This window comes from Corallococcus sp. RDP092CA (assembly GCF_041903675.1).
Taxonomy (GTDB): domain Bacteria; phylum Myxococcota; class Myxococcia; order Myxococcales; family Myxococcaceae; genus Corallococcus.
Genome location: NZ_JAYESI010000032.1, coordinates 38382 through 59572, shown reverse-complemented (window position 1 = coordinate 59572; position 21191 = coordinate 38382). Strand labels below are relative to the sequence as shown.

Below are 21191 nucleotides of genomic sequence, written 5' to 3'. Positions count from 1 at the left end.
TCTCAGCGCCGCCTTCCGTGCGAGCCCCGGCCCCTCACTGCTCGGTCCGCCGCTCCAGCACCTGCCGGCTGAAGTGCCCGAAGTCCTCGTCGATGCCGCGAAGCTGGGCGGACAGCTTCCGCGCGCGCTCTCCCAGCTCGCCCGGCAGCGCCTCCAGCATGCCCAGCGTGGCCTTGAGCCGCACCAGCTCGCCCTCCTTGAGGGTGAGCTGGGGGAAGCGGCTGCGCACCAGCCGCTCGAAGGTGCGCTCCGCTTCGGCGCGGCCGTGGAGCGCCTCGGGCGCGGGCAGCGCGGTCAGCAGCTGGGTGAGCCAGCTGCGCAGGTACTTGATGCGCGACAGGAGGAAGGACAGCTCCGCCTCGGCCACCGCCGCGCGCACCGTGTCGGAGAGGAACGAGGACGCGGTCGGGGGACGCGCCGCCATCAGCTGGCCGTCCAGGCCCACGAGCGCGGACAGCTCACCGTCGGGGGCCTGCGCGGACAGCTCGCCCCGGTAGTAGGTGTACGCGTCGCCGTTGAGCACGGCGCTGGGCGCCGGAGGCGGGCTGGCCACCTCGCGCGACAGCACGCGGGCGTGCTCCCGGAGGCGGTTCTCCATCAGGTCCCGGCACTCGGCGAGCACCGGCTCCGCCGTCACGCCCTCGCGCCGCAGGTTCTCCGCCACCGCCTGCACCGCGCGGCCGTACTGCTCGATGCGCTCGAACGGGGTCGCCCCCAGCACCTCGCGCGCGTACGCCAGGCTCAGCGGCCGGAGCAGCTCCTGCTTCAACCCCGCCTGCGAGGGGTCCAGCGCCGTCAGCGCGTTCTCCAGCTGGGTGAGGCGCCGCGAGTCCGCGGACAGCGCGTCCAGCGGATCCTTGCGGCCCCGCGGCGACTGCGCGGGGAACGCCGCGGAGACCCGGCGCCGGAGCGCGGCCACCACCCGGCGGCGCGTGTCCCGGTCCGCGTCGCGCAGCCGCTCCTGGAGGGCTGGCACCGCCTCGCCGAGCATCGCCGCCAGCGAGCCCATCACACCCAGCTCCTCCTCCAGGTTCTCCGCGAGGCCGACGAGCCACTCCATCTTCACGCTGTCCTCGAACGCGAGCCCCTCCGCCGCGGACGCGCTCAGCTCCAGCGCCTGCGCGAGGAAGCGCGCGGCCGCCTCGCACAGCGCGGGGTAGCCCGGCCGCAGCTCCGGCACGGCCCGGCTCAGCTCCAGGACGTCACGGATGGCGATGAGCAGCGCCACCCCGCCGCGCCCCTCCCCCTGCCCCGCCGTCATGCCGCGCGACAGCCGCTGCTCCAGGGCAGCCACCAACGCGCGCGCCGCCGCCAGCAGCGGCGCCCGGTTCTGGGCGTGGCGCGGCCCGGGCACCAGCTTGCCCAGCACGGCGCGCGCGGTGGTGGACACCACGCCCGCCTGCCAGTTGCGGCTCAGGCCCTCCGCGGCGTTCACGTCGTCGGCGGCCGCGAGCGTCGTCGCCTCGCGCTCCACGCCGCCGCCCAGCTCCTGGCGCACCTTGCCCAGCACCTCGTCGAAGGTGCGCTGCTCCAGCCGAACGATCTCCAGCTGCGCCCGCTCGCGCGGGTCCACCGCCGTCTTGAGCAGCGCGTCCACCTCCGCCGCGGGCGGACCGCCCAGGAGGAAGAACCAGCGCAGCGCGTCCAGGTCCTCCACCGTCGCCTCGAGCGGCCGGTCCGGACGGCGGTAGATCTGATCGCGCACCACCGCCGCCTTCAGCGTCCAGAGCGCCTTCACCACCGAGCGCTGGGAGAAGTACTTCGTGGGCACGTAGTCCGGCAGCTTCGACACCTGCGCCACGAGCGCGCGCTCCAGCGCGTCCGTGAGCATCTCCACGCCCTCCAGCACGTGGCCGGGCACCTTCACCTGGGCCACCGCGTCCTGGAGCACGTCCAGTTGCTGGAGCGTCAGCGTGGCGCGCAGCTCCGGCCGCGTCCCGTGCACGAAGCGGTGCAGCATGGCGGCCCGGCTCTCCCGCCGGGCGAAGGCCTTGGGCACGAAGCTGATGAAGCTCAGCCGGTCCGCGAACGCCAGGAGCAGCTCCGGCGAGCGCGCGAGCACCTCCGTGAGGTACCGGTTGCTGGTCATCACCACGCACTCGGTGCGGCCGGCCGTCACCTTGTGGCCGTGCTTCAGCTCGCGCTCGTACATCACGTTGAGGATGGAGCGCAGCAGCATGTCCCGGCCGTCGAAGACCTCGTCCAGGAACGCGTGCACCGCGCCCAGCATGCCCTCGTCGGTGAGGTACTCCGTGCGCCCCGTCTCCGTGAGGACCTTGAAGTCCACCGGTCCGATGAGGTCCGTCTGCAGCGTCGTCTCCGCGATCTGCTTGGAGAACAGCGACGGCAGCCCGGAGACCTCGTCGGTGATGCGCCCCAGGACGGCGCTGGCGACCGCGCTCTTCGCCGTCCCGGGCGGCCCCACCACCAGCACGTGCTCGCGGCAGAGCAGCGCCAGCTCAATCTGCGTGAACAGCGATTCCCGCTCCAGGTACGTCTCCCTCAGCTCTCCGAAGAAGCGGCGAAAGGACTGGGCGGCCAGCAGGTTGGGAGAAGGCGAGGTCACGAAAGGGCCAGAGGAGGATGCGGGGGAGGCCGCATGCTATCCGCGCCCCTCCCCCTATTTGAAGTGCACCGCGCAGGCCCCGTCGGGGCAGTTGCGACCCGCGATGCGGAAGCGGTAGCGGGCGACGACGCCATACACCGCGTCCGCCAGCTGCCGCAGCCCCGGGACGTAGTACACGTAGAGCAGCCGCCCCAACGGCCGCCGGCCCAGCGCGCGGACGATGGCCTCCGCGCCCTCCAGGACCCGGCCGTCCGCCTGGATGAGCTGCATGGCCTTCTCACAGCGCTCGAAGCTCACCCCCGGGAAGGCGTCCAGGACGCCCTCGTCGCGGAACGACAGCAGCTGGGTGCCCTGCCCCCCCACCAGCTTGCGCATCTCCCGCGCCGCGCCGCTGCACACGCGGCAGTGGCTGTCGTAGAGGACCACGTCATGTCCCGGCGGCGTCGTGTGGAGCGTCGTCATGCGTCACCTTCCCGTGGGCACAGTATGTCAACGCGGCCTGAGCATCTCATGCAGTTGTCCGTGGACGCTGCGCCAGATGTCGTGTTGCCGTTCGATGGGGTCCATCAGTGCGAGCCCCACCGACGTCGCCGGAGAGCTGCCCTGGAAGGCCGAGTACTGTCGGATGCGGGTGCCTCCGCCGCCATCATCGTCGAAGACGAACTGATTGGTGCCGCGCAGCGGGTGGCCGTCCAGGGTGGTGATGTGGACGACGCGCTCCGTCTCGTTGAGCTTCACGGTGATGGGGGCCCACACCGGCGGCGGCCCCGCCTCCTCCAGGAACAGCCGGGCGCCGTCCGTCAGCGCGCTCGCCGCCGGCCGCAGCGAGATGCCCGCCGCGCCGAAGAGCAGCTCCGGGTTGCTGACGAAGGCCTCGAAGGCCTCCTTCGCGGACACGCCCGGAAGGGTGCTGGTGTAGTCGGTGAGCGCCGTGGGTGCGCCCGCGATGGGCGGGCTCGGGTCCAGGCCCGCCAGCAGGGTGCGCGCGTAGGCATCCATCGCCGGGCCCTTGTCCAACGTCACGCTGAAGGCGGCGACCTGCGTCTGCTCCAAGAGCCGCGCCCCCTGCTTCAGCTGCTCCATCAGGGAGCCCGTGGGCTTCGGAGGGAACGCGCCCCCCACGCCGAAGTCGAAGCCGTTGCCCTCCCGCGCCCGGGGCGCCACCGGCGGCGCCCGCGTGGGCGCCGGGGCCGGCCCGCCCGTCCCCCGAAACACCTCCACGGAGTTGGCCGGCGCGGCCGACGCCCGTGAAGGCACCTCCGCGCGCGGGGCCAGGGGAAGGGAGGCGCCCTCGGGGGCGGCGAGGTCGGGGAGCAGGCCGGACAACGGGGAGTCGATGCGGGACATGGCGGAACACCTTCGAGGTGGACTGCGAGGAACCCACCCGCCCCTTGCAGCGACTCCGCCACGCGCGTCCCGCGTGAATCCGCGGGGTTGCTCCCGCCCCTCATCCCGCGTCCGGCACACCCGTCCACCGGCGCGGAGAAAGAAGAAGGCCGGCGCCCCCCGTCGGAGCACCGGCCCTTGGGACTTCAGCCCCCGCCGCGCGGCGGGAGGCTCACGGCCTTACGACTGGCGGAACTCGGCGTCCACCACGTCGTCCTTCGCGGACGGCTGGGCGCTGGAGCCCGGAGCCGCGGAGGGCTCGGCGCCCGGAGGAGGCGTGGCGCCCGGCGCGCCGCCGGTGGCCCGGTACATCTCCTCGGCCACCTTGTAGCTGGCCTGCTGGAGCTTCTCGAGGGCCGCCTTGATGGCGTCCTTGTCCTGCCCCTCGCGCACGCGGTTCAGCTCCGCGACCCCTTCCTCCAGGGCCTTCGCCGAGTCAGCGGAGAGCTTCTCCTTGTTCTCGTTGAGCATCTTCTCCGCGGCGTAGGCCTGGCTCTCCGCCTGGTTCTTCACCTCGACCAGCTCGCGGCGCGCCTTGTCCGCGGCCTCGTTGCTGCGCGCGTCCTCCACCATCTTGCTGACCTCGTCCTTCGACAGGCCGGACGAGTGGGTGATCTGGACCTTCTGCTCCTTGCCGGTCGCCTTGTCCTTCGCGCTGACGTTGAGGATGCCGTTCGCGTCGATGTCGAACGTCACCTCGATCTGCGGCACGCCGCGCGGCGCCGGGGGCATGCCCGTCAGGTGGAAGCGGCCGAGGCTGCGGTTGTCGCTCGCCATCTCGCGCTCACCCTGCAGCACGTGGATCTCCACCTGCGTCTGGCCATCCGCCGCCGTGGAGAAGGTCTCCGACTTGCGCGTGGGGATGGTGGTGTTGCGCTCGATGAGCTTCGTCATCACGCCGCCCAGCGTCTCCACGCCCAGCGACAGCGGCGTCACGTCCAGCAGGAGGATGTCCTTCACCTCGCCGGAGAGCACGCCCGCCTGCACCGCGGCGCCCACCGCCACGACCTCGTCCGGGTTCACGGAGCGGTTGGGCTCCTTGCCGAACAGCTTCTTCACCGCCTCCTGCACCATGGGGATGCGCGTGGTGCCGCCCACCAGCACGACCTCGTTGAGGTCCTTGGGGTCCAGCCCCGCGTCCTTCAGGCACTTGCGGCACGGCTCCAGCGAGCGCTCCACCAGCGGGCCAATCATCTGCTCGAACTTGGCGCGCGTGAGCTTCACGTTCAGGTGCTTCGGACCGGAGGCGTCCGCCGTGAGGAACGGCAGGTTGATCTCCGTCTGCGTCGCGCTGGACAGCTCGATCTTGGCCTTCTCCGCCGCCTCCTTCAGGCGCTGGATGACCATCTTGTCCTTGCTGACGTCGAGCCCGGTGTCCTTCTTGAACTCGCTGATCAGCCAGTTCATGATCTCCAGGTCGATGTTGTCGCCGCCCAGGTGCGTGTCGCCGTTGGTCGCGAGCACGTCCACGACGCTCTCGCCCACCTCCAGGATGGACACGTCGAAGGTGCCGCCGCCGAAGTCGTAGACGGCGATCTTCTCATCCTTCTTCTTGTCCATGCCGTACGCGAGCGCGGCCGCGGTGGGCTCGTTCACGATGCGGCGCACGTTGAGGCCGGCGATCTCACCGGCGTCCTTGGTGGCCTGGCGCTGGGCGTCGTTGAAGTACGCAGGGACGGTGATGACCGCCTCCGTCACCTTCTCACCCAGGTAGTTCTCCGCGGCGCGCTTGAGCTTCAGGAGCACCTGCGCGCTGATCTCCGGCGCGCTGTACTGCTTGCCGGCGATCTCCACGCGCGCGTCGCCGTTGGGGCCCTTCACGACCTTGTAGGGGACGAGCTTCGCCTCCTCGGTCGTCTCCTCGGCGCGGCGGCCCATGAAGCGCTTCACCGAGTAGACGGTCTGCTCCGGGTTGGTGATGGCCTGGCGCTTCGCCACCTGGCCGACCAGGCGCTCCCCGTCCTTTGTGAACGCGACCACCGAAGGCGTCGTGGGGGCTCCCTCTTCGTTGACGATGACCTTGGGCTCGCGACCCTCCATGATCGCCACCACGCTGTTCGTGGTGCCCAGGTCGATTCCGATAATCTTGCCCACGGTTCCCATCCTCTGGAAATTACTGCGTTTTTCCTACGAAATCCCGATGTATGCCCAACGTAACCACCCCCCCTGGCGTGTCAAACGCGAGGGCGGGTTTCCCCGTAGGCCCGGGCACCCAGCGCAAAGGTGATGACGCCCGCTGCGTAGCGCAGTGCGCAGCCCTGGCAGGCCGCCCGTCACTGGAACGCCATCCACGCGCCACGGGTGCGTAACGCGCTCTACACCGCCGTCACCTCGGGGTAGCAACCGGGCGGGCATTTTGGACACCAGCGGACCGTTCAACCCCTCGGAATCACTTCAACCTGTCCGCCTGACACCCCGCGTCAGGGGTTGGCGAGAAAAGTGCACAGTCCGAACCGCGTCATCGCTGTCATACCGCTCCCCGCCCCTTTTGGAGTCGTCCATGCTGGTCCAGCCCCTGCGTTCCACGGACTTCCGCCGCTCCCCCGCGGCGCTCCCGTCCGCCGAGCCGAAGGTCGCGGTGCTGCTGAACGCGAACGCCCGCAAGGTGGACGCCCGGGTGGTCAAGCTGCTGTCGCACGTGGTGCCGGAGGAGGACCTGTTCCTGTCTCGCTCGCCGCTGGACGCGCGGCGCATCGCGCAGACGGTGCTGGAGCGGGGCTACCCCACGGTCTTCACCGGCGGCGGCGACGGCACCTTCATGGGCTTCGTCAACGAGGTGCTGCACCAGGTGGGCCCGCGCGGGAAGTTCGCCGGCCAGGCCGCGCCGCGCTTCGGCATCCTCAAGCTGGGCACGGGCAACGGCATCGCGGCGTTCGTCAACGCGTCCAGCACGCGGGGCGACGGCATCCTCAACGACGTGGTGCGCGCCCGCGCGGCGGAGGTCCCGGGCGTGCGCACCATGGACCTGGTGCAGGTGGACGGCCAGCGCGCGCCCTTCGCGGGCCTGGGCGTGGATGGCAAGGTGCTCAACGACTACATCTCCGTGAAGGAGTCGCTGGGCAAGGGCATGTTCAAGCGGGTCATGTCCGGCGGTGGCGGCTACTTCTCCGCGGTGGCCTTCAAGACGGTGCCGCACTACCTCACCAGCTCCGTGCAGGTGGAGTGCGAGGTGGTCAACGGCCCGTCGGAGGCCTGGCGCCTGGGCGCGGAGGGGCAGGCCGAGGGCGCGCCGCTCGCGCCGGGCGCGCTGCTCTTCCGGGGCAAGCTGATGATGGCGGCCGCGGGCACCATGCCCTTCTACGGCTACGGCTTCCGCATGTTCCCCCACGCGAATGACCGCCGGGGCTTCCTGCAGCTGCGCCTGGGCCAGGTGACGCCCACGCAGGTGCTGGCCAACCTGCCCCGCCTGTGGAACGGCCGCTGGTCCCCGGAAGGCCTCCACGACTTCCACGCCCGCGAGGTCACCATCCGCTTCGCGCGCCCCATGCCCTTCCAGATCGGCGGCGACGCGGCCGGCTACCGCGAGCAGGTCACGCTGTCGGTGGCGCCCGAGTCCATCGAGCTGCTCGACTTCAACGGCGTGCAGTAGCTTCCGGCGCTCGAAGGGCCCGAAGCCTCCGGCCCTCCCCCACGCTTCACGAAGCAGCCCCGACGCGAGCCCTAGCCGCGGTCGCGCGACGCCGGGGGCTTCTCGCCCGGCTCCTTGCGCCGGCCCACGGCGAACGCGTAGCTGACGCCCGGCCGCTGGTTGTGCTCACGGTGCAGGGCGAGCTCCTCGCGCAAGGCGGCGCTCTCCGGCGCGTCACCTTCCGGCAGGTGCGCCTCCAGCTCCTTGTAGAACGCGTCCAGCTCCGTGTCGTGCAGCGACTCCACGGACTCCGGCTCGAAGCCGGCGGCCTCCAGGGCCTGGAGCAGCTCGCGCGGCAGGAGGAGCGGCGCGCCCAGGCGGTTCTCCCAGAAGTCCAGGACGGACTTGGGCGTGAAGCGGCCCACGCGCGCCGGGAAGGTGAAGCCCACGCGGCCGCGCTTGCCCAGCAGCGGGCGGAACACGCGCAGCGACACGTCCAAGGGGTACTGCACGCGCCCCGGCACGAGGATGCCGTGGAAGGGGCCATCCAGCAGGCCCAGCGCGTCCGGCGCCACGCGGCGCACCTCGACGCGGTCCGACAGGCCCTGGGCGCGGACGCGCTCGCGGACGGGGGACACCAGCGCCTCGTCCACGTCCACGGCCACCACGGAGCACTTGAGCTCCTGGGCCAGCAGCATGGCGGCGCCGCCGTCGGGGCCACAGCCGAGCACCAGCACGCGGGAGCCCGGCTCGAGCTGGGCCACCTTGGCGAAGCGGCGCGTGGCGTCGTCGGATCCGAACGCGCGCTGCGCCCCCGGCGGGTGGTACAGCGGGAAATGCTCGGCGGGGCTCATTCCACCCTCATATACGCACCCCGGCCGGACTTCCAGCCGCCGGCGGGCTCCGGGCGCCCTGGGGCATCCGCCCCCGCACCGCCTGCCTCACAGGTAGTAGACGATGCGTGGGTCCTGGTGCAGCTCGGCGTAGATGGCCCGGCGCTGCTCCTCGGACAGGAGCAGCACGGACACGCTCAGGGACACGAACTTCCCCTTGCGGCTGTGCTGCACGTGGATGGAGTCCGGGGACACGTCCGTCCCCAGCTTCCGCCGGAAGAGCGAGCGCACGTGCTCCTCGAAGTCGGGCGTCTCCTCGACCGTCGCCCTGCCCATCACCTTGTACTCGTAGACGGAGGGGTACTCGACGAGGGGCTTCTTCTCCTCGCCGGGGGTGTCGGGCTTGTCGGTGCCGTCCTGGGTCATGACTCGTCTCTATCAGGCACAGGCCGTGGGCGCTTCACAACAGGTTGGCCGCCAACTCGGCCAGCATGCTGCGCTCGCCCTTGGCCATGGTGATGTGGCCGGCGATCTTCTCGTTCTTGAAGCGGTTGACCACGTGGACGAGCCCGTTGTTCGTCGAGTCCACGTAGGGGTTGTCGATCTGGAACGGGTCGCCGGTGAGGATGATCTTCGTGTTGTCGCCCACGCGCGTGAGGATGGTCTTCACCTCGTGCGGGGTGAGGTTCTGCGCCTCGTCCACGATGATGAACTGGTTGGGGATGCTGCGCCCGCGGATGTACGTGAGCGGCTCGATCTCCATCAGCCCCAGGTCGATGAGCTCGTGGTGGCCGCGCCCGGCCTTCTTGTCCGCGCGGCTCAGGTTCATGAGGAACTCGACGTTGTCGAAGATGGGCTGCATCCAGGGGTTGAGCTTCTCCTCGACGCTGCCCGGCAGGTAGCCGATGTCCCGGCCCAGGGGGAAGATGGGACGGCTGACCAGCAGCTTGTGGTACAGGCCCTCCTCCGTCACCTTCTGCAGGCCCGCGGCGATGGCGAGCAGCGTCTTGCCCGTGCCCGCCTTGCCGACAATCGTGACGAGCTTGATGTCGTCGTTGAGCAGCAGGTCCAGGCAGAAGGCCTGCTCCATGTTGCGCGGCCGGATGCCCCAGGTGCCCTCCTTGCTGTTGCGCGCGAGCGGCACGAGCCGGGCCTTGGTCCCGTGGAAGCGGGCCATGGCGGTGTGGGACGGGTTGAGCTCGTCCTTGAGCAGCACGAGCTGGTTGGGGAAGAGCCGGTCCTGGGCCGGCAGCTCCACCTCGCCGCCGGGCTTGTAGAGCTGATCCACCATCTCCGTGGGGACGAGCAGCTCCGTGAAGCCCGTGTAGAGGTCGGTGATCTCGACGCGCTCGGTGTCGAAGTCCTGGGCGGACAGGCCCAGGGCGTCCGCGCGGATGCGCAGGTTGGTGTCCTTGGTGATGAAGACGGCCTGGGTGTCCGGCTCGGTCTCCATCAGGTCCAGGGCCACCGCGAGGATGCGGTTGTCCACCAGGTTGCTGTCCGCCATCGAGGACGGCAGCGAACGGTCGGTGAAGGCCACGCGGAGCATCCCGCCGTGCGGCAGCGGGACGCCCTCCTTCAAGGAGCCTTCGGCGCGGAAGGAATCCAGGTAGCGCGCCACCAGCCGCGCGTTGCGTCCCAGCTCGGAGAGGTCGCGCTTGAACTGATCGATCTCCTCGATGACGTAGATGGGGATGATGACGTTGTTGTCCTTGAACCCGTAGATGCTGCGGGGGTCATGGAGGAGGACGTTCGTGTCGAGGATGAAGTTCTTTCGCATCGAGGGCTTCGCGACCTGACGTGGTTCGGGTGCGATTGCGGACGGCGAGCGACGACCGAGGATGACCGACGCCGCACAATATAGGCACCGAACGAGGGGGCAGCAGCCGCATTCCCGGCTGAAAGCGCGCGCCTCCGTCCGAAACAGCACGGCCCTCTCCGACGGAACAGGACGCTACAGCGCCCCTCAGGACGTCGCGGCCGTGCGCCGCGGAGCGGGCGCTAACTCCCCGGCATCCTGGTACGGCGACGCGGGCGCCAGCGGATCATACCCGAGGACCTCCACCAGCCTCTCGGGCGGGGGGCCGGGGGGCATGCGGGCCCAGGGGAAGCGCGCCTGGAGCGCCTCCTCGTCCAGGGACAGCCCCTGCTTCGCCTGGGAGCGCCGGGCCTCGTGCCAGCCGCGCGTGTCGAGCCGCCGGGCCAGCCGCCGCGACAGGGGGCTGATCATCGGCGTGGGCTTGAAGAGGGCCGGCTGTCCTCGCGCGTCCCGCATGCAGCCCAGCTCCACCGCCCATGCCAGGAGCCAGCGGGGCCAGCCGCGGCCCGCGCGGCGAAGGGCGCTGAAGTGCCCCTGCGCGGCGCCGTCCACGAAGGTGAAGCGCGGCTCGTAGACGCACGCGGCGGCGAACGTCGCGGGCATCAGCGCCACGCCTTTCGCGCCGATGCGGCGGCCCATGAGCTGCAACAGCTCCAGGAGGTCGCGCGCCAGGGAGAGGCCGGGGTGGAGCTGGCCGGGCAGCGGCGGCCGGTTCCAGTCGAAGGGCCGGCCGGGGTGCTGCAACAGGAGGCTGTCCACGTAGAGCAGCGGGGCCTCCGCGGCCGCGTGGGTGAAGCCCACCTCCGAGCCCGGGGCCCGGCGCAGGGACAGGTCCACGACGGGCGAGTGGTAGCGGCGGCTCAGCAGCGTGATGCGCGGCAGGAACGGGTCCTGGCAGGACAGGCGCAGCTCCACGGGGCCCACGCGCTCTTCCAGCCGCCGTGTGAAGCCATAGGCCTTCAGGGCGTGCGCCAGGCCCTCGCGGCTGTAGGTGCCGAACGCCAGGCTCACGCGGTCACCGCCGGAGTCCAGGCCCAGGTCGTCGAGCGACAGGGGCCCGGCCGCGGACGCGGCCAGGTCCAGGCTGCTCAGGCGCGCGTAGGTGCGGCGAGCATGGGGGCTGGGCTCTGGCGTCCGGGGCATGGCGGGTGTCCTAGTCGTAGCGGATGTCCACCAGGGTGAGCTCAATCTCACCCCGAGGGCGCCGCACCTCCACGGCGTCGCCCGGGCTCTTGCGCAGGAGTGCGCGCCCCATGGGGGACTCGACGCTGATGCGGCCTCCGGAGGCGTCGATCTCGTCCGAACCCACAATCTGGTACGTGCTGCGGTTTCCGTCCTCGTCCTCCAGGGTGACGGTGGCGCCGAAGTAGACTTTCGAGCGGTCGCCCTGTTCCGAGGGGGTGACGATGGTGGCGGTGTCCAGGCGCTTCTGGAGGAAGCGGATGCGCCGGTCGATCTCCCGCAGGCGCTTCTTGCCGTAGATGTATTCGGCGTTTTCTGAACGGTCGCCCTGGGCGGCGGCGGCGGAGACCTCGGCGGTGACCTTGGGGCGGGCCTCGTTGATGAGTTGGAGCAGCTCGCGGTGCATGCGCTCGGCGCCCGTGCGGGTGAGGTAGCGGCGGAGCGGGGCCTGCTCGCCTGCCTCTTCGTCCTCGGGGGTGTCGGGCGGTTCGGAGACGTCCTGGGACATGCTCCGTGTATAGCGCCGGACGCTGACGTGTGGCGGGAACCGGCGGGCGGATGTTCACCGTGGGTCGGGCCGGAGCGTGTCAGAACGGGGCGACTGCGATCGCCAGTGGAACTCCCCGGGCGCTGCTGGTAGGAAGCGCCTCGCGGAGGCGCTGGCGGATCCGCGGTCGTTGCCCAAAAAAGAATAGCGAGTCGCTAGCTCAGCTGGTAGAGCACCGGCCTTTTAAGCCGAGGGTCGGGGGTTCGAGCCCCCCGCGACTCAAGCCGTGACGACGTCCCCGTCGTCTAGAGGCCCAGGACGCTGGCCTTTCAAGCCGGTAACACGGGTTCGAATCCCGTCGGGGACACTGGAACAGCCCCGTAAGTACCCGGAAACACAGGGTACTTACGGGGCTGAACCGTTCAGGGGAGTTCACTGAAGTTCGGTCGATTACGTACGGATTACGTACGGAAATGGCCTTCAGAAATTGCCCCTCCCCTCCCCGTCTAAGCACCGAGCAAGAGCTGCGCGGGTTCTGGGCGAACCGCCGGTACCCGACGCTGATCCGGTTCACCTACAACGCGGCGCTCAAGAAGCGACTGACCCGCGCCGACCTCACCGAGCACAACGTGTTCGACTCGGGCATCACGCGCGCGTTCTTCGACAGCTACCTCGACGGCCGTGAGCACGCGATGGCGATCGCGGTCAAAAACCCCAAGCGGTACGCCAAGCCGAAGAACATCGAGGACGTCTCAGGCTCTCCGACGCCGCCCCAGTCGTTCCAGTATCTTGCCGCCGAAGCCGAGGTCTGACGGTACCCACGGGGCGCTGGCCCCAAACCGATCCTGTCCGACCCTCTCCCGCTCTTCTCGACGCCCCCCTCCGTGAAATACCGTCGCATGGGCACTCGTGTGCCCATGGAGCAACTTGAGATGACGGAGCCCTGGTCCTCGGTGGACGAGGTCGCGAAACACTTGGGAGTGGCGCAGGACTCGATCTACCGCTGGATCGAGGCCCGAGATCTGCCAGCTCACAAGATCGGCCGACTCTGGAAGTCCAAGCTCTCCGAAGTCGACGAGTGGGTCCGCGCTGGGGGTGCGGATGGCGGCGAGAAGCCCGCCTCCCAAAAGCCCCCGAAGGCCAAGAGGAGGCGGTCGTGAGTGGAAAGAGCATGGACGTCTTCTTGCTGCGCGACTCGATCGTCGGCGAGTACCGGAAGTTCGCGACCTCGTTCACGACCATCCACGCGGAGGACATCCGCGCGCAGGTCGAGGCCATCTACTCGGAGGGGCGCTTCTGGCCGGACCCGCTCCTACAGATCAACCCGAGCTACAAGCGCGGGCTGAACCTTGAGACGCTCATTGCGAACGGCGCTCTCGACCCGCGCACTGCCGACGTCTTCCGTGCCGACGGAGCGCCGCTCTCCCTCTACAAGCACCAAGAGCAGGCCGTCGTCCTCGCCTCGCAGGGCGAGAGCTACGTCGTCACGACGGGCACGGGCTCGGGCAAGTCGCTCTGCTTCTTCATCCCGATCGTGAGCGCCGTGCTCGCCGAGAAGCGCGCGAGCGCCGCTCGCCGCACGCGGGCGATCATCATCTACCCGATGAACGCGCTGGCCAACAGCCAGCTTGAGGAGCTCGACAAGTTCGTCGCGAACGTCCAGGGCGAAAAGCCCATCACCTTCGCGCGCTACACGGGACAGGAGGACAACGAGAAGCGGCGAAGCATCGCCGACAACCCGCCCGATATCCTGCTGACCAACTTCATGATGCTCGAGCTGCTGATGACCCGGCAGGACGAGCTCGATCGCAAGGTGATCGGCAACTGCCAGGGACTGCGCTTCCTGGTGCTCGACGAGCTGCACACGTACCGAGGCCGCCAGGGTGCCGACGTCGCGCTGCTCGTGCGCCGCGTCCGCGAGCGCCTGTCCCCCGAGAAGCTCCAGTGCATCGGCACGTCGGCAACGATGGCCAGCGAGGGCACCGCGCGGAACAAGCAGGAGGTCGTCGCCAATGTAGCGTCCAAGCTGTTCTCGACGGCGGTCGATCCGAGCCACGTCATCATCGAGGAGCTCGAACGCGTCACCGACAAGTCGAAACGCGCCGAGTCGGTAAGAAGCGCGCTCGGCCCGGCCATCGACGCTGGTATCCCGTCGAACATAACCGACGACGCGCTCCGCAACCATCCGCTCGCCATCTGGACCGAGACGCGCCTCGGCATCACCACGACGGACGCGAACCCTGCGTGGCACCGTGCTCGCCCGCGAACGCTCGATGAGGCCGCGCGCGAGCTTGCCGCCGAGGCAGGGCGTGACGAACAGGCGTGCAAGGACGCGCTCCGCACGTTGCTCCTCGTGTCGAGCCTCCCCGAGGCAGACCGCACGGGCAACGAGTCGGCGTCCCATCGGAGCTTCTTCGCCTTCAAGCTGCACCAGTTCATCTCGGGCGCCGGCCATGCCTTCGCGACCTTCGAGCCTCCGGGCAAACGGATGGTCACGGTGGAGGGGCAGCAGTACCTGCCCGGCGATCCCGACAAGCGGCTCTACCCGGTACACTTCTGCCGCGAATGCGGGCACGAGTACCATCCGGTCCGCTTCGTCTCGGAGGACGGCGAGCGGAGGTTCCTCGCGCGCGACATCGACGACGCCGCCCCGGCGAGGTCGGACGACGACGAGCCAGAGGGCGAGGACGAGGAGTCGCCCGATCGCGAGGTCTTCGGTTTCATCACGCTGCACGCGCGCGACACCGAGTTCACGTTCGACGACCGCGACGAGGACTACCCCGAGACCTGGCTCGACTTCGACGCCGCCGGCAACCCGCGCATCAAGAACCACTACCGCAGGGCGCGCGCTCGCGAAGTCATCGTCGCCCCGAACGGCAAGGTGGGCTCCGGCGCGAAGGCATGGTTTATCCCTGGCCGCTTCCGGTTCTGCCTTCGCTGCGGGGCGACGCACAGCACGTCGGCCCGCGATCGCACGCGCCTCGCGTCGCTCTCGGCGGAAGGCCGAAGTTCAGCGACCACGGTGCTCGTCTCAAGCGCGCTCCGGTGGATGCACGGGAAGGACTCGGGCCTCCCGACGCACACGAGGAAGCTGCTCGGCTTCACCGACAACCGCCAGGACGCCGCGCTCCAGTCGGGTCACTTCAACGACTTCCTGTTCGTGAGCGTCATCCGCGCCGCCTTTCTCGGCGCACTTGACATGGTAGGCGACAAGGGGCTGCGCAGCGATGAGCTCGGCGCCGCTCAGCAGCGAGCGCTCGGATTCGACCGCCCCGCGCCGGAGTTGCGCAGCGAGTGGCTCCTTGAGCCGTCGCTCAAGGGCTTCAACCTGCAGGAGGCCGAGAGCGCGCTCCGGCAGGTGCTCTCGTACCGCGTGTGGTTCGATCAACGTCGCGGCTGGCGGTACACGAACCCGAACCTTGAGCAGCTCGGGCTGGTCGACGTCGAGTACCTCGGCATCGACGACTTGGCCTCGGACGAGGAGCTGTTCGCGGCCGCGCCCGACGTCCTGCGGCTCGCGTCGCCCGCCGTGCGCAAGGCGGTCTACATGGAGGTCTTCGATCATCTGCGGAAGTGGATGGCGATCCGCAGCCAGGTGCTCGACCCGACGGTCATTGAGCAGATGCTGCAGAAGTCCCACAGCCGCCTCCGTGCCCCCTGGGGCTTCGGCAACGACGAGAAGCCGCGCAAGGCACGCTGGCTGCTCATCTCGCCGCCGCCACGCAAGGACACCAGCCTGCGCGACGAGGATCTCATCGTTCGCGGCGGCTCGCGCAGCTCGCTCGGAAAGCTCCTGAAGTCGTCGCGCGGCACGCGAACGTCGAAGGAGCCCGATGGGCGCAAGCTCTGGTCGGAGCCCGCGGCGGTGCGCGCGCTCAACTCTAAGCACTTCGACGCGCTCATCGAGGCGCTGCTCAAGGCCGCCGTCACCCACGGGCTCGTGTCCGAGGAGGTCACGCCGTTCGGCGACCAGACCGGCTTCCGCCTGAACGACGCCTGCGTGCTCTTCAAGCGCGGCACGCCCGTCATCGACCCGAACCACCCGAACGAAGACGCGTTCTTCCGCGACTTCTACGCCAACCTCGCGGCCACGCTGCGCAAGCCCGTCCACCCGCTCTTCGGATTCGAGGCGCGTGAGCACACCGCACAGGTCGACGGCGAGAAGCGCGCGGTGCGCGAGAAGCGCTTCCGCTTCGGCGCGAAGGAGCGCGAAGAGCTCGGCTCCAACGAGAAGCACCTCCGCGAGATCGGCGAGGCCAACCGCTTCCTGCCCGTTCTCTTCTGCTCGCCGACGATGGAACTCGGCGTCGACATCTCGGCGCTGAACGCCGTATACCTGCGCAACGTCCCGCCGACGCCCGCGAACTACGCGCAGCGCAGCGGTCGCGCGGGCCGCAGCGGACAGGCCGCGCTGGTGCTGACGTACAGTTCCTCGCAGAGCCCGCACGACCAGTACTTCTTCCGCGACCCCAAGGCGATGGTACATGGCGAGGTTCGCCCGCCGCTCCTCGACCTCGCGAACCGCGACCTCGTCGAGAGCCACCTCTCGGCAGTCTGGCTTGCCTGCACGGAGCTGCCGCTCGAACCGTCGATTGCCGAGCTGCTCGTGCTCGCGGAGACGGGGCGCCCGCTCAAGAAAGAAGTGAAGGAGCCGATGGCGCTCCCGAAGGTGGCCGACGAAGCCCGTCGTCGAATCCAGCGTGTCCTCAACCTGCTTGAGGAGGACCTTTCGCCCGCGCTCGCGCCTTGGTACCCGGGCCGGGACGTCTTCGCCGACGAGGTCGTGGAGCGCGCGCTCAGGCGATTCGAACAGGCCTTCAACCGCTGGCGCGACCTCTTCGCCGCCGCCGAGCGGCAGCGCGACGCCGCGCGCCGCACGATGGACGACTACTCCGCACCGCAGAACGAGAAGCGCGCCGCGCAAAGCCGCCACGCGCAGGCCATCGACCAGCTCAACCTGCTGCAGTCGAACACGCGAAACTCGAACAGTCCGTCGAGCGACTTCAACACGTACCGCTACCTCGCGACCGAGGGTTTCCTGCCGGGCTACAACTTCCCGCGCCTCCCGCTGATGGCGTACATCCCGGCGACCAACGACGGACGCGGGCGGCAGACGTACTTGCAGCGGCCTCGCTTCCTCGCGCTCTCGGAGTTCGGGCCGAGGAGTCTCGTCTACCACGAGGGACGCGCGTACCGCGTCGTGCGGGCGATGCTGTCGCTCAACCATCAGGCGGGCGCCACGACGGACGTGCGTCTCCCGACGAAGACGGTCCGCATCTGCAAGGCGTGCGGTGCGGGCCACTGGGCCGACGAAGTGTCGATGTGCCACGCGTGCAGCGCGTCGCTCGGCGACGCGGAGATCGTCAACCACACGTACCGCATCGAGAACGTCTCGACACAGCCTGCCGAGCGCATCACTGCGAACGACGAGGAGCGCCAGCGCCAAGGCTTCGAGCTGCAGACCACGTTCGAGTGGGCCACGCGCGACTACGCGCTCGACGTGCGTCGGGGCGTCGCCCTCGACGACGACGGCGAGATCGCTCGGCTCGCGTACGGACCGGGCGCCACCATCACGCGCCTGAACAAGGGCCTGCGCCGCCGGAAGCAACGCACGCAGCTCGGGTTCATGATGGACCCGGTTTCGGGATACTGGGCGAAGAACGAGGACGAAGGCGACGAGACCTCCGATCCGACCACGTCCCCCCGGCAGTGGATCGTCCCGAGCGTGCAGGACCGCAAGAACGCGCTGCTCCTTCAGCCGAGTGACGCTGAACTCTCGCAGGTCACCTTGACCACCCTGCAGCACGCGCTGCTGCGTGGCATTGATGCTGTGTTCCAGCTTGAGGAAGGCGAAATCCTCGCCGAGCCGATGCCCCAGCGCGACGCGCGCACGGGCTTCCTATTCTACGAAGCGACCGAAGGTGGCGCCGGTGTCCTCACACGGTTGGTCGCCGAGCCCGAGCGCCTTGCCGAGGTGGCGAAGAGCGCGCTCGAGATCATGCACTTCGACCTGTCGAACGACCTGCCAACCGTCGCGACGACGCTCGTCGACCAGCCCGGCACCGCGTGTGTCGCGGCCTGTTACCGCTGCGTGATGTCGTACTTCAACCAGCCGGACCATGAGCAACTCGATCGCCGCGACGAGGACGCCCGCGCGCTCTTGCTGCGCCTCGCACGCGGCAGGCTCGAGGGCCTCGCAGCGCCGGTCACGCGGCGGCCCGCGGAGCCGCCTCCCATCTCTGCCAACGGCGACCTCGCATCCGCGTGGTGCACCTACGCTCGCGGACGCGAGCTTCCTTCACCTGACTCGGAGCCCCTTGTGATTGATGGACAGGCCGTCGCACTCGTGTGGCGAGGCCACTACGTCGCCGCGATCTTCACGGAGAGCAGCGACCTTTCAAGCAAGCTGGAGAATAAGGGGTTCGAAGTCGTGGTCCTGGGTGAGAGCGAAGCGGTGTGGGCCGGTCCTACCTCGACCCTCGCGAAGCTCCTCGGGAGGCCGGCGTGAGCACGACGGCTACGACCTCGACACCGCCCGCATCCCACGCCGCAGCACGATGGAGCCCCGGCAGCCTCGTTCGCGCGCGCGGCCGAGAGTGGATCGTACTCTCGGGCAGCGACGCCGAGGTGCTTCGGGTGCGCCCGGTATCGGGCTCCGAGGAGGACCAGACGTACATCCACATGGCGCTTGAGGCGGTGCCGATCGCCGACGCCTCGTTTCCGAAACCCGAGCCCACACAGAAGGCCGGCCACGACGCGGCGCTGCTCCTACGCGACGCCCTCGTGCTGTCGCTTCGACGTGGCGCAGGGCCGTTCCGCAGCTTCGGCCAGATCGCCATCGAGCCGCGTGCCTACCAGCTCGTGCCGTTGCTCATGGCGCTGAAGCTCGATCCGGTCCGGTTGCTCATCGCCGACGACGTCGGCATCGGCAAGACCATCGAGGCCGCGCTCATCGCGCGCGAGCTGCTCGACCGCGGCGACGTCGAGCGCTTCGCGGTGCTCTGCCCGCCGCACCTCGTGGACCAGTGGGTGACCGAGCTTGAGGGGCGTTTCCACCTCCGGCCCGTCGCAGTCACAGCGGCGAGTGCCGCCCGCCTCGAGCGCAACCTCCCGCCGAGCGAGAGCATCTTCACGACGCACCCGCACACGGTCGTCAGCCTCGACTACATCAAGAGCGAGCGGCGCCGCGCCGAGTTTCTTCGCGCGTGCCCCGAGTTGGTCATCGTCGACGAGGCGCACACCTGCGCGTCGACCGGCCAGGGGCGCCACCAGCGCTACGAGCTGCTGAAGGGACTCGTCAGCGAGAAGGCGCGCCACCTCGTGATGCTCACGGCGACGCCGCACAGCGGTGATGAGGACGCATACTTCCGGCTCCTCGGGCTTCTGCACCCCGACTTCACCGCGCTCTCGGGCGCGGCGGGCGATGAGCACAAGAAGCTTCGTGACCGCCTCGCGGCTCACCTCGTCCAGCGCCGTCGTCCGGACATCGCCGAATGGAAGGAAGGTAACATCTTTCCGCGCCGCGAGACGAAGGAGCTGACTTACAAGCTCACCGGTACGTGGGAGAAGTTCTTCGACGCCGTCCTCGACTACTGCGCCTCCGTCGTCGCGGCGGCTGGCGAGGACACGAAGAAGCAGCGGCTCAACTTCTGGGGCACGTTGGCGCTCATGCGCTGCGTGGCGTCGAGCCCTGCAGCCGCAGTCCAGGCCCTGCGTACGCGCGCGGGCCTAGAAGACGAAGTGGCTGAGGACGACGTCGAAGCACGCGTGTTCGACGGCGCCGCCGACGCGCTCCCGGACGACGACGTCGAGCCGCCCGCTGCCTCCGACGACAAGGCGCTTGCTGCGCTCATCGCGCAGGCCGAAGAACTCGCGGGTCAGGCAGGAGATCCGAAGCTCAAGCTCCTCACCGACCACGTCGCGGAGCTGGTGAAGGAGGGCTTCAACCCCGTTGTGTTCTGCCGCTACATCGCGACGGCCCACTACCTCGGGCAGCACCTCGGCGCGAAGATCAAGAACGTTACGGTCGGCGTCGTCACCGGCGAGCTGACCTCGGACGAGCGCAAGGAGGAGGTCGAGCTGCTCGGGGACGCGGAGCAGCGTATCCTCGTCGCCACCGACTGCCTCTCGGAGGGCGTGAACCTCCAGGACCACTTCGACGCGGTCGTCCACTACGACCTCTCGTGGAACCCCACGCGACACGAGCAGCGCGAAGGGCGCGTCGACCGCTTCGGCCAGAAGAGCGGCGTCGTACGCGCCACGTTGATCTACGGCGCGAACAACCCTGTCGACGGAGCGGTGCTCGAGGTCATTCTCAAGAAGGCGGACAAGATCCGCGAGGAGCTGGGCGTACCGGTGCCGCTGCCCGACGACGGGCACACGCTCAGCCAAGCGCTGATGAAGGCCGTCTTGCTCCGCGACCGCGAGCGCGACAGCAAACGGCAGCAGGCATTCTCGTTCGTCGAGATGGAGGAAGCCAAGGCCATTGAGACGCGCTGGTTGGACGCCGCCGAAAAGGCGAAGAAGAACCGCACCGTCTTCGCGCAGCGCCGCCTCAAGCCCGAGGACGTGCTCCCCGAGTGGAAGAAATCCCTCGCCGCGCTCGGTGGCAAGGAGGACGTGCAGCGCTTCACGGGACGCGCCCTGGCCCGTCTGGGCGGGGCCCTGGAGCCCGTGGGGAGCAGCAAGCATCGCGGCTTCAAGACGCCGCTCACCGCGCTCCCCGAGGACGTGCGCGAGCGCCTTGAGGTCGAGGGGCTCGAAGGCTCGCTCCTCATCGACTTCGAGTACCCGCCCGCACCGCGTTGCCGTCCGGTGCAGCGCAGCCACCCGCTTGTTTCGGTCCTCGCCGAGACGATGCTCGAACGCACCCTCGGCAGCGACGCCATCTCCGACGTAAACGACCCGGGCGTGCTCGGGCGCGTCGGCTGTTGGGTCGCCGACGGCATCACGGCGCGCACGCTCGTCGCGCTCGTTCGGCTGCGTCACCAGCTCACCTCGCAGCGCGGACATCAGCAGAAGACGCTCCTCGTCGAGGAGGCGACCGCCATCGCGTGGACCGGTGCTCCGATCCCACTCGAAGGGCCCGACGCGCTCGCGTTGTTGTCGCCGGTTCCCATTTCCGACCCGCCCCCGCACGTGCGCGAGCGCGCGGTCACGCAGGCGCTCGGCCAGCTCCAGACGCGCCTGCCGGAGCTTGATGCGTTCGCCCAGCGACGCGCGGAAGCTCTCCTCGCCGACCATCGTCGTGTGCGGGAAGCCGCCGAAGCCCTCGGCCGCTACGGCGTGAAGGCTCTACTCCCTGCGGACGTCATCGGACTTTTCGTCCTGCTGCCGAAGGTGGACTGAAC

Annotated in this window: 14 protein-coding genes and 2 tRNA genes; 7 read left to right on the top strand and 9 right to left on the bottom strand. The window is 69.4% G+C overall.

Features of this window, described 5'->3' with window-relative positions:
* Nucleotides 1–34: 34 nt before the first annotated feature.
* The 4 genes from U8525_RS27675 to dnaK all read right to left on the bottom strand — a co-directional run bounded on the left by U8525_RS27675 (nt 35) and on the right by dnaK (nt 6046).
* Entirely contained in the window at nt 35–2566 is a 2532-nt protein-coding gene (locus U8525_RS27675; RefSeq protein WP_374269643.1) for an AAA family ATPase, read from the bottom strand.
* Nucleotides 2567–2620: 54 nt separating this feature from the next.
* Nucleotides 2621–3028, bottom strand: a complete 408-nt coding sequence (locus U8525_RS27670; protein ID WP_374269641.1) for a thiol-disulfide oxidoreductase DCC family protein — start codon at nt 3026–3028, stop codon at nt 2621–2623.
* A gap of 27 nt (nt 3029–3055) precedes the next feature.
* Nucleotides 3056–3913, bottom strand: a complete 858-nt coding sequence (locus U8525_RS27665; RefSeq protein ID WP_374269640.1) for a hypothetical protein — start codon at nt 3911–3913, stop codon at nt 3056–3058.
* A gap of 219 nt (nt 3914–4132) precedes the next feature.
* Entirely contained in the window at nt 4133–6046 is a 1914-nt protein-coding gene (dnaK, locus tag U8525_RS27660; protein ID WP_374269638.1) for a molecular chaperone DnaK, read from the bottom strand.
* Between the two features lie 406 nt (nt 6047–6452).
* On the opposite strand from dnaK, the gene U8525_RS27655 reads away from it, so the two are divergent.
* Nucleotides 6453–7541: a diacylglycerol kinase family protein gene (locus tag U8525_RS27655; protein WP_374269636.1), complete on the top strand. Its 1089-nt coding sequence runs from the start codon at nt 6453–6455 to the stop codon at nt 7539–7541.
* A gap of 71 nt (nt 7542–7612) precedes the next feature.
* Here U8525_RS27655 and U8525_RS27650 read toward each other — a convergent pair whose 3' ends face one another.
* From U8525_RS27650 to greB, 5 genes are all read right to left on the bottom strand, one after another.
* Nucleotides 7613–8374 (bottom strand): cyclopropane-fatty-acyl-phospholipid synthase family protein, encoded by a 762-nt coding sequence (locus U8525_RS27650; protein ID WP_374269634.1) that lies wholly within the window; start codon nt 8372–8374, stop codon nt 7613–7615.
* 87 nt (nt 8375–8461) lie between these two features.
* Entirely contained in the window at nt 8462–8779 is a 318-nt protein-coding gene (locus U8525_RS27645) for a YbeD family protein (protein ID WP_374269632.1), read from the bottom strand.
* 34 nt (nt 8780–8813) lie between these two features.
* Nucleotides 8814–10133 (bottom strand): PhoH family protein, encoded by a 1320-nt coding sequence (locus U8525_RS27640; RefSeq protein ID WP_223645156.1) that lies wholly within the window; start codon nt 10131–10133, stop codon nt 8814–8816.
* Between the two features lie 186 nt (nt 10134–10319).
* Nucleotides 10320–11315 carry a deacetylase gene (locus tag U8525_RS27635; RefSeq protein ID WP_374269630.1) on the bottom strand — a complete coding sequence of 332 codons (996 nt, stop codon included), beginning with the start codon at nt 11313–11315 and terminating at the stop codon, nt 10320–10322.
* A 10-nt stretch (nt 11316–11325) separates the two neighbouring features.
* The gene (greB, locus tag U8525_RS27630) at nt 11326–11862 is read right to left on the bottom strand and encodes a transcription elongation factor GreB (RefSeq protein ID WP_374269628.1); all 537 of its coding nucleotides are present in this window, start codon (nt 11860–11862) and stop codon (nt 11326–11328) included.
* A 188-nt stretch (nt 11863–12050) separates the two neighbouring features.
* On the opposite strand from greB, the gene U8525_RS27625 reads away from it, so the two are divergent.
* The 6 genes from U8525_RS27625 to U8525_RS27600 all read left to right on the top strand — a co-directional run bounded on the left by U8525_RS27625 (nt 12051) and on the right by U8525_RS27600 (nt 21189).
* A tRNA-Lys gene (locus U8525_RS27625) sits at nt 12051–12123 on the top strand.
* A 12-nt stretch (nt 12124–12135) separates the two neighbouring features.
* Nucleotides 12136–12208, top strand: a tRNA-Glu gene (locus U8525_RS27620).
* A gap of 106 nt (nt 12209–12314) precedes the next feature.
* Complete coding sequence (locus U8525_RS27615; protein WP_374269627.1) at nt 12315–12653, top strand: hypothetical protein; 339 nt, start codon at nt 12315–12317, stop codon at nt 12651–12653.
* Nucleotides 12654–12773: 120 nt separating this feature from the next.
* On the top strand, nt 12774–13001 hold the full coding sequence (locus U8525_RS27610) for a helix-turn-helix domain-containing protein (protein WP_374269626.1): 228 nt from the start codon (nt 12774–12776) through the stop codon (nt 12999–13001).
* 11 nt (nt 13002–13012) lie between these two features.
* Nucleotides 13013–18349 carry a DEAD/DEAH box helicase gene (locus U8525_RS27605; RefSeq protein WP_374269625.1) on the top strand — a complete coding sequence of 1779 codons (5337 nt, stop codon included), beginning with the start codon at nt 13013–13015 and terminating at the stop codon, nt 18347–18349.
* The gene (locus U8525_RS27600) at nt 18346–21189 is read left to right on the top strand and encodes a helicase-related protein (RefSeq protein WP_374269623.1); all 2844 of its coding nucleotides are present in this window, start codon (nt 18346–18348) and stop codon (nt 21187–21189) included. Before U8525_RS27605 ends, U8525_RS27600 begins: the two co-directional genes overlap by 4 nt.
* The last annotated feature ends 2 nt before the right edge of the window (nt 21190–21191 follow it).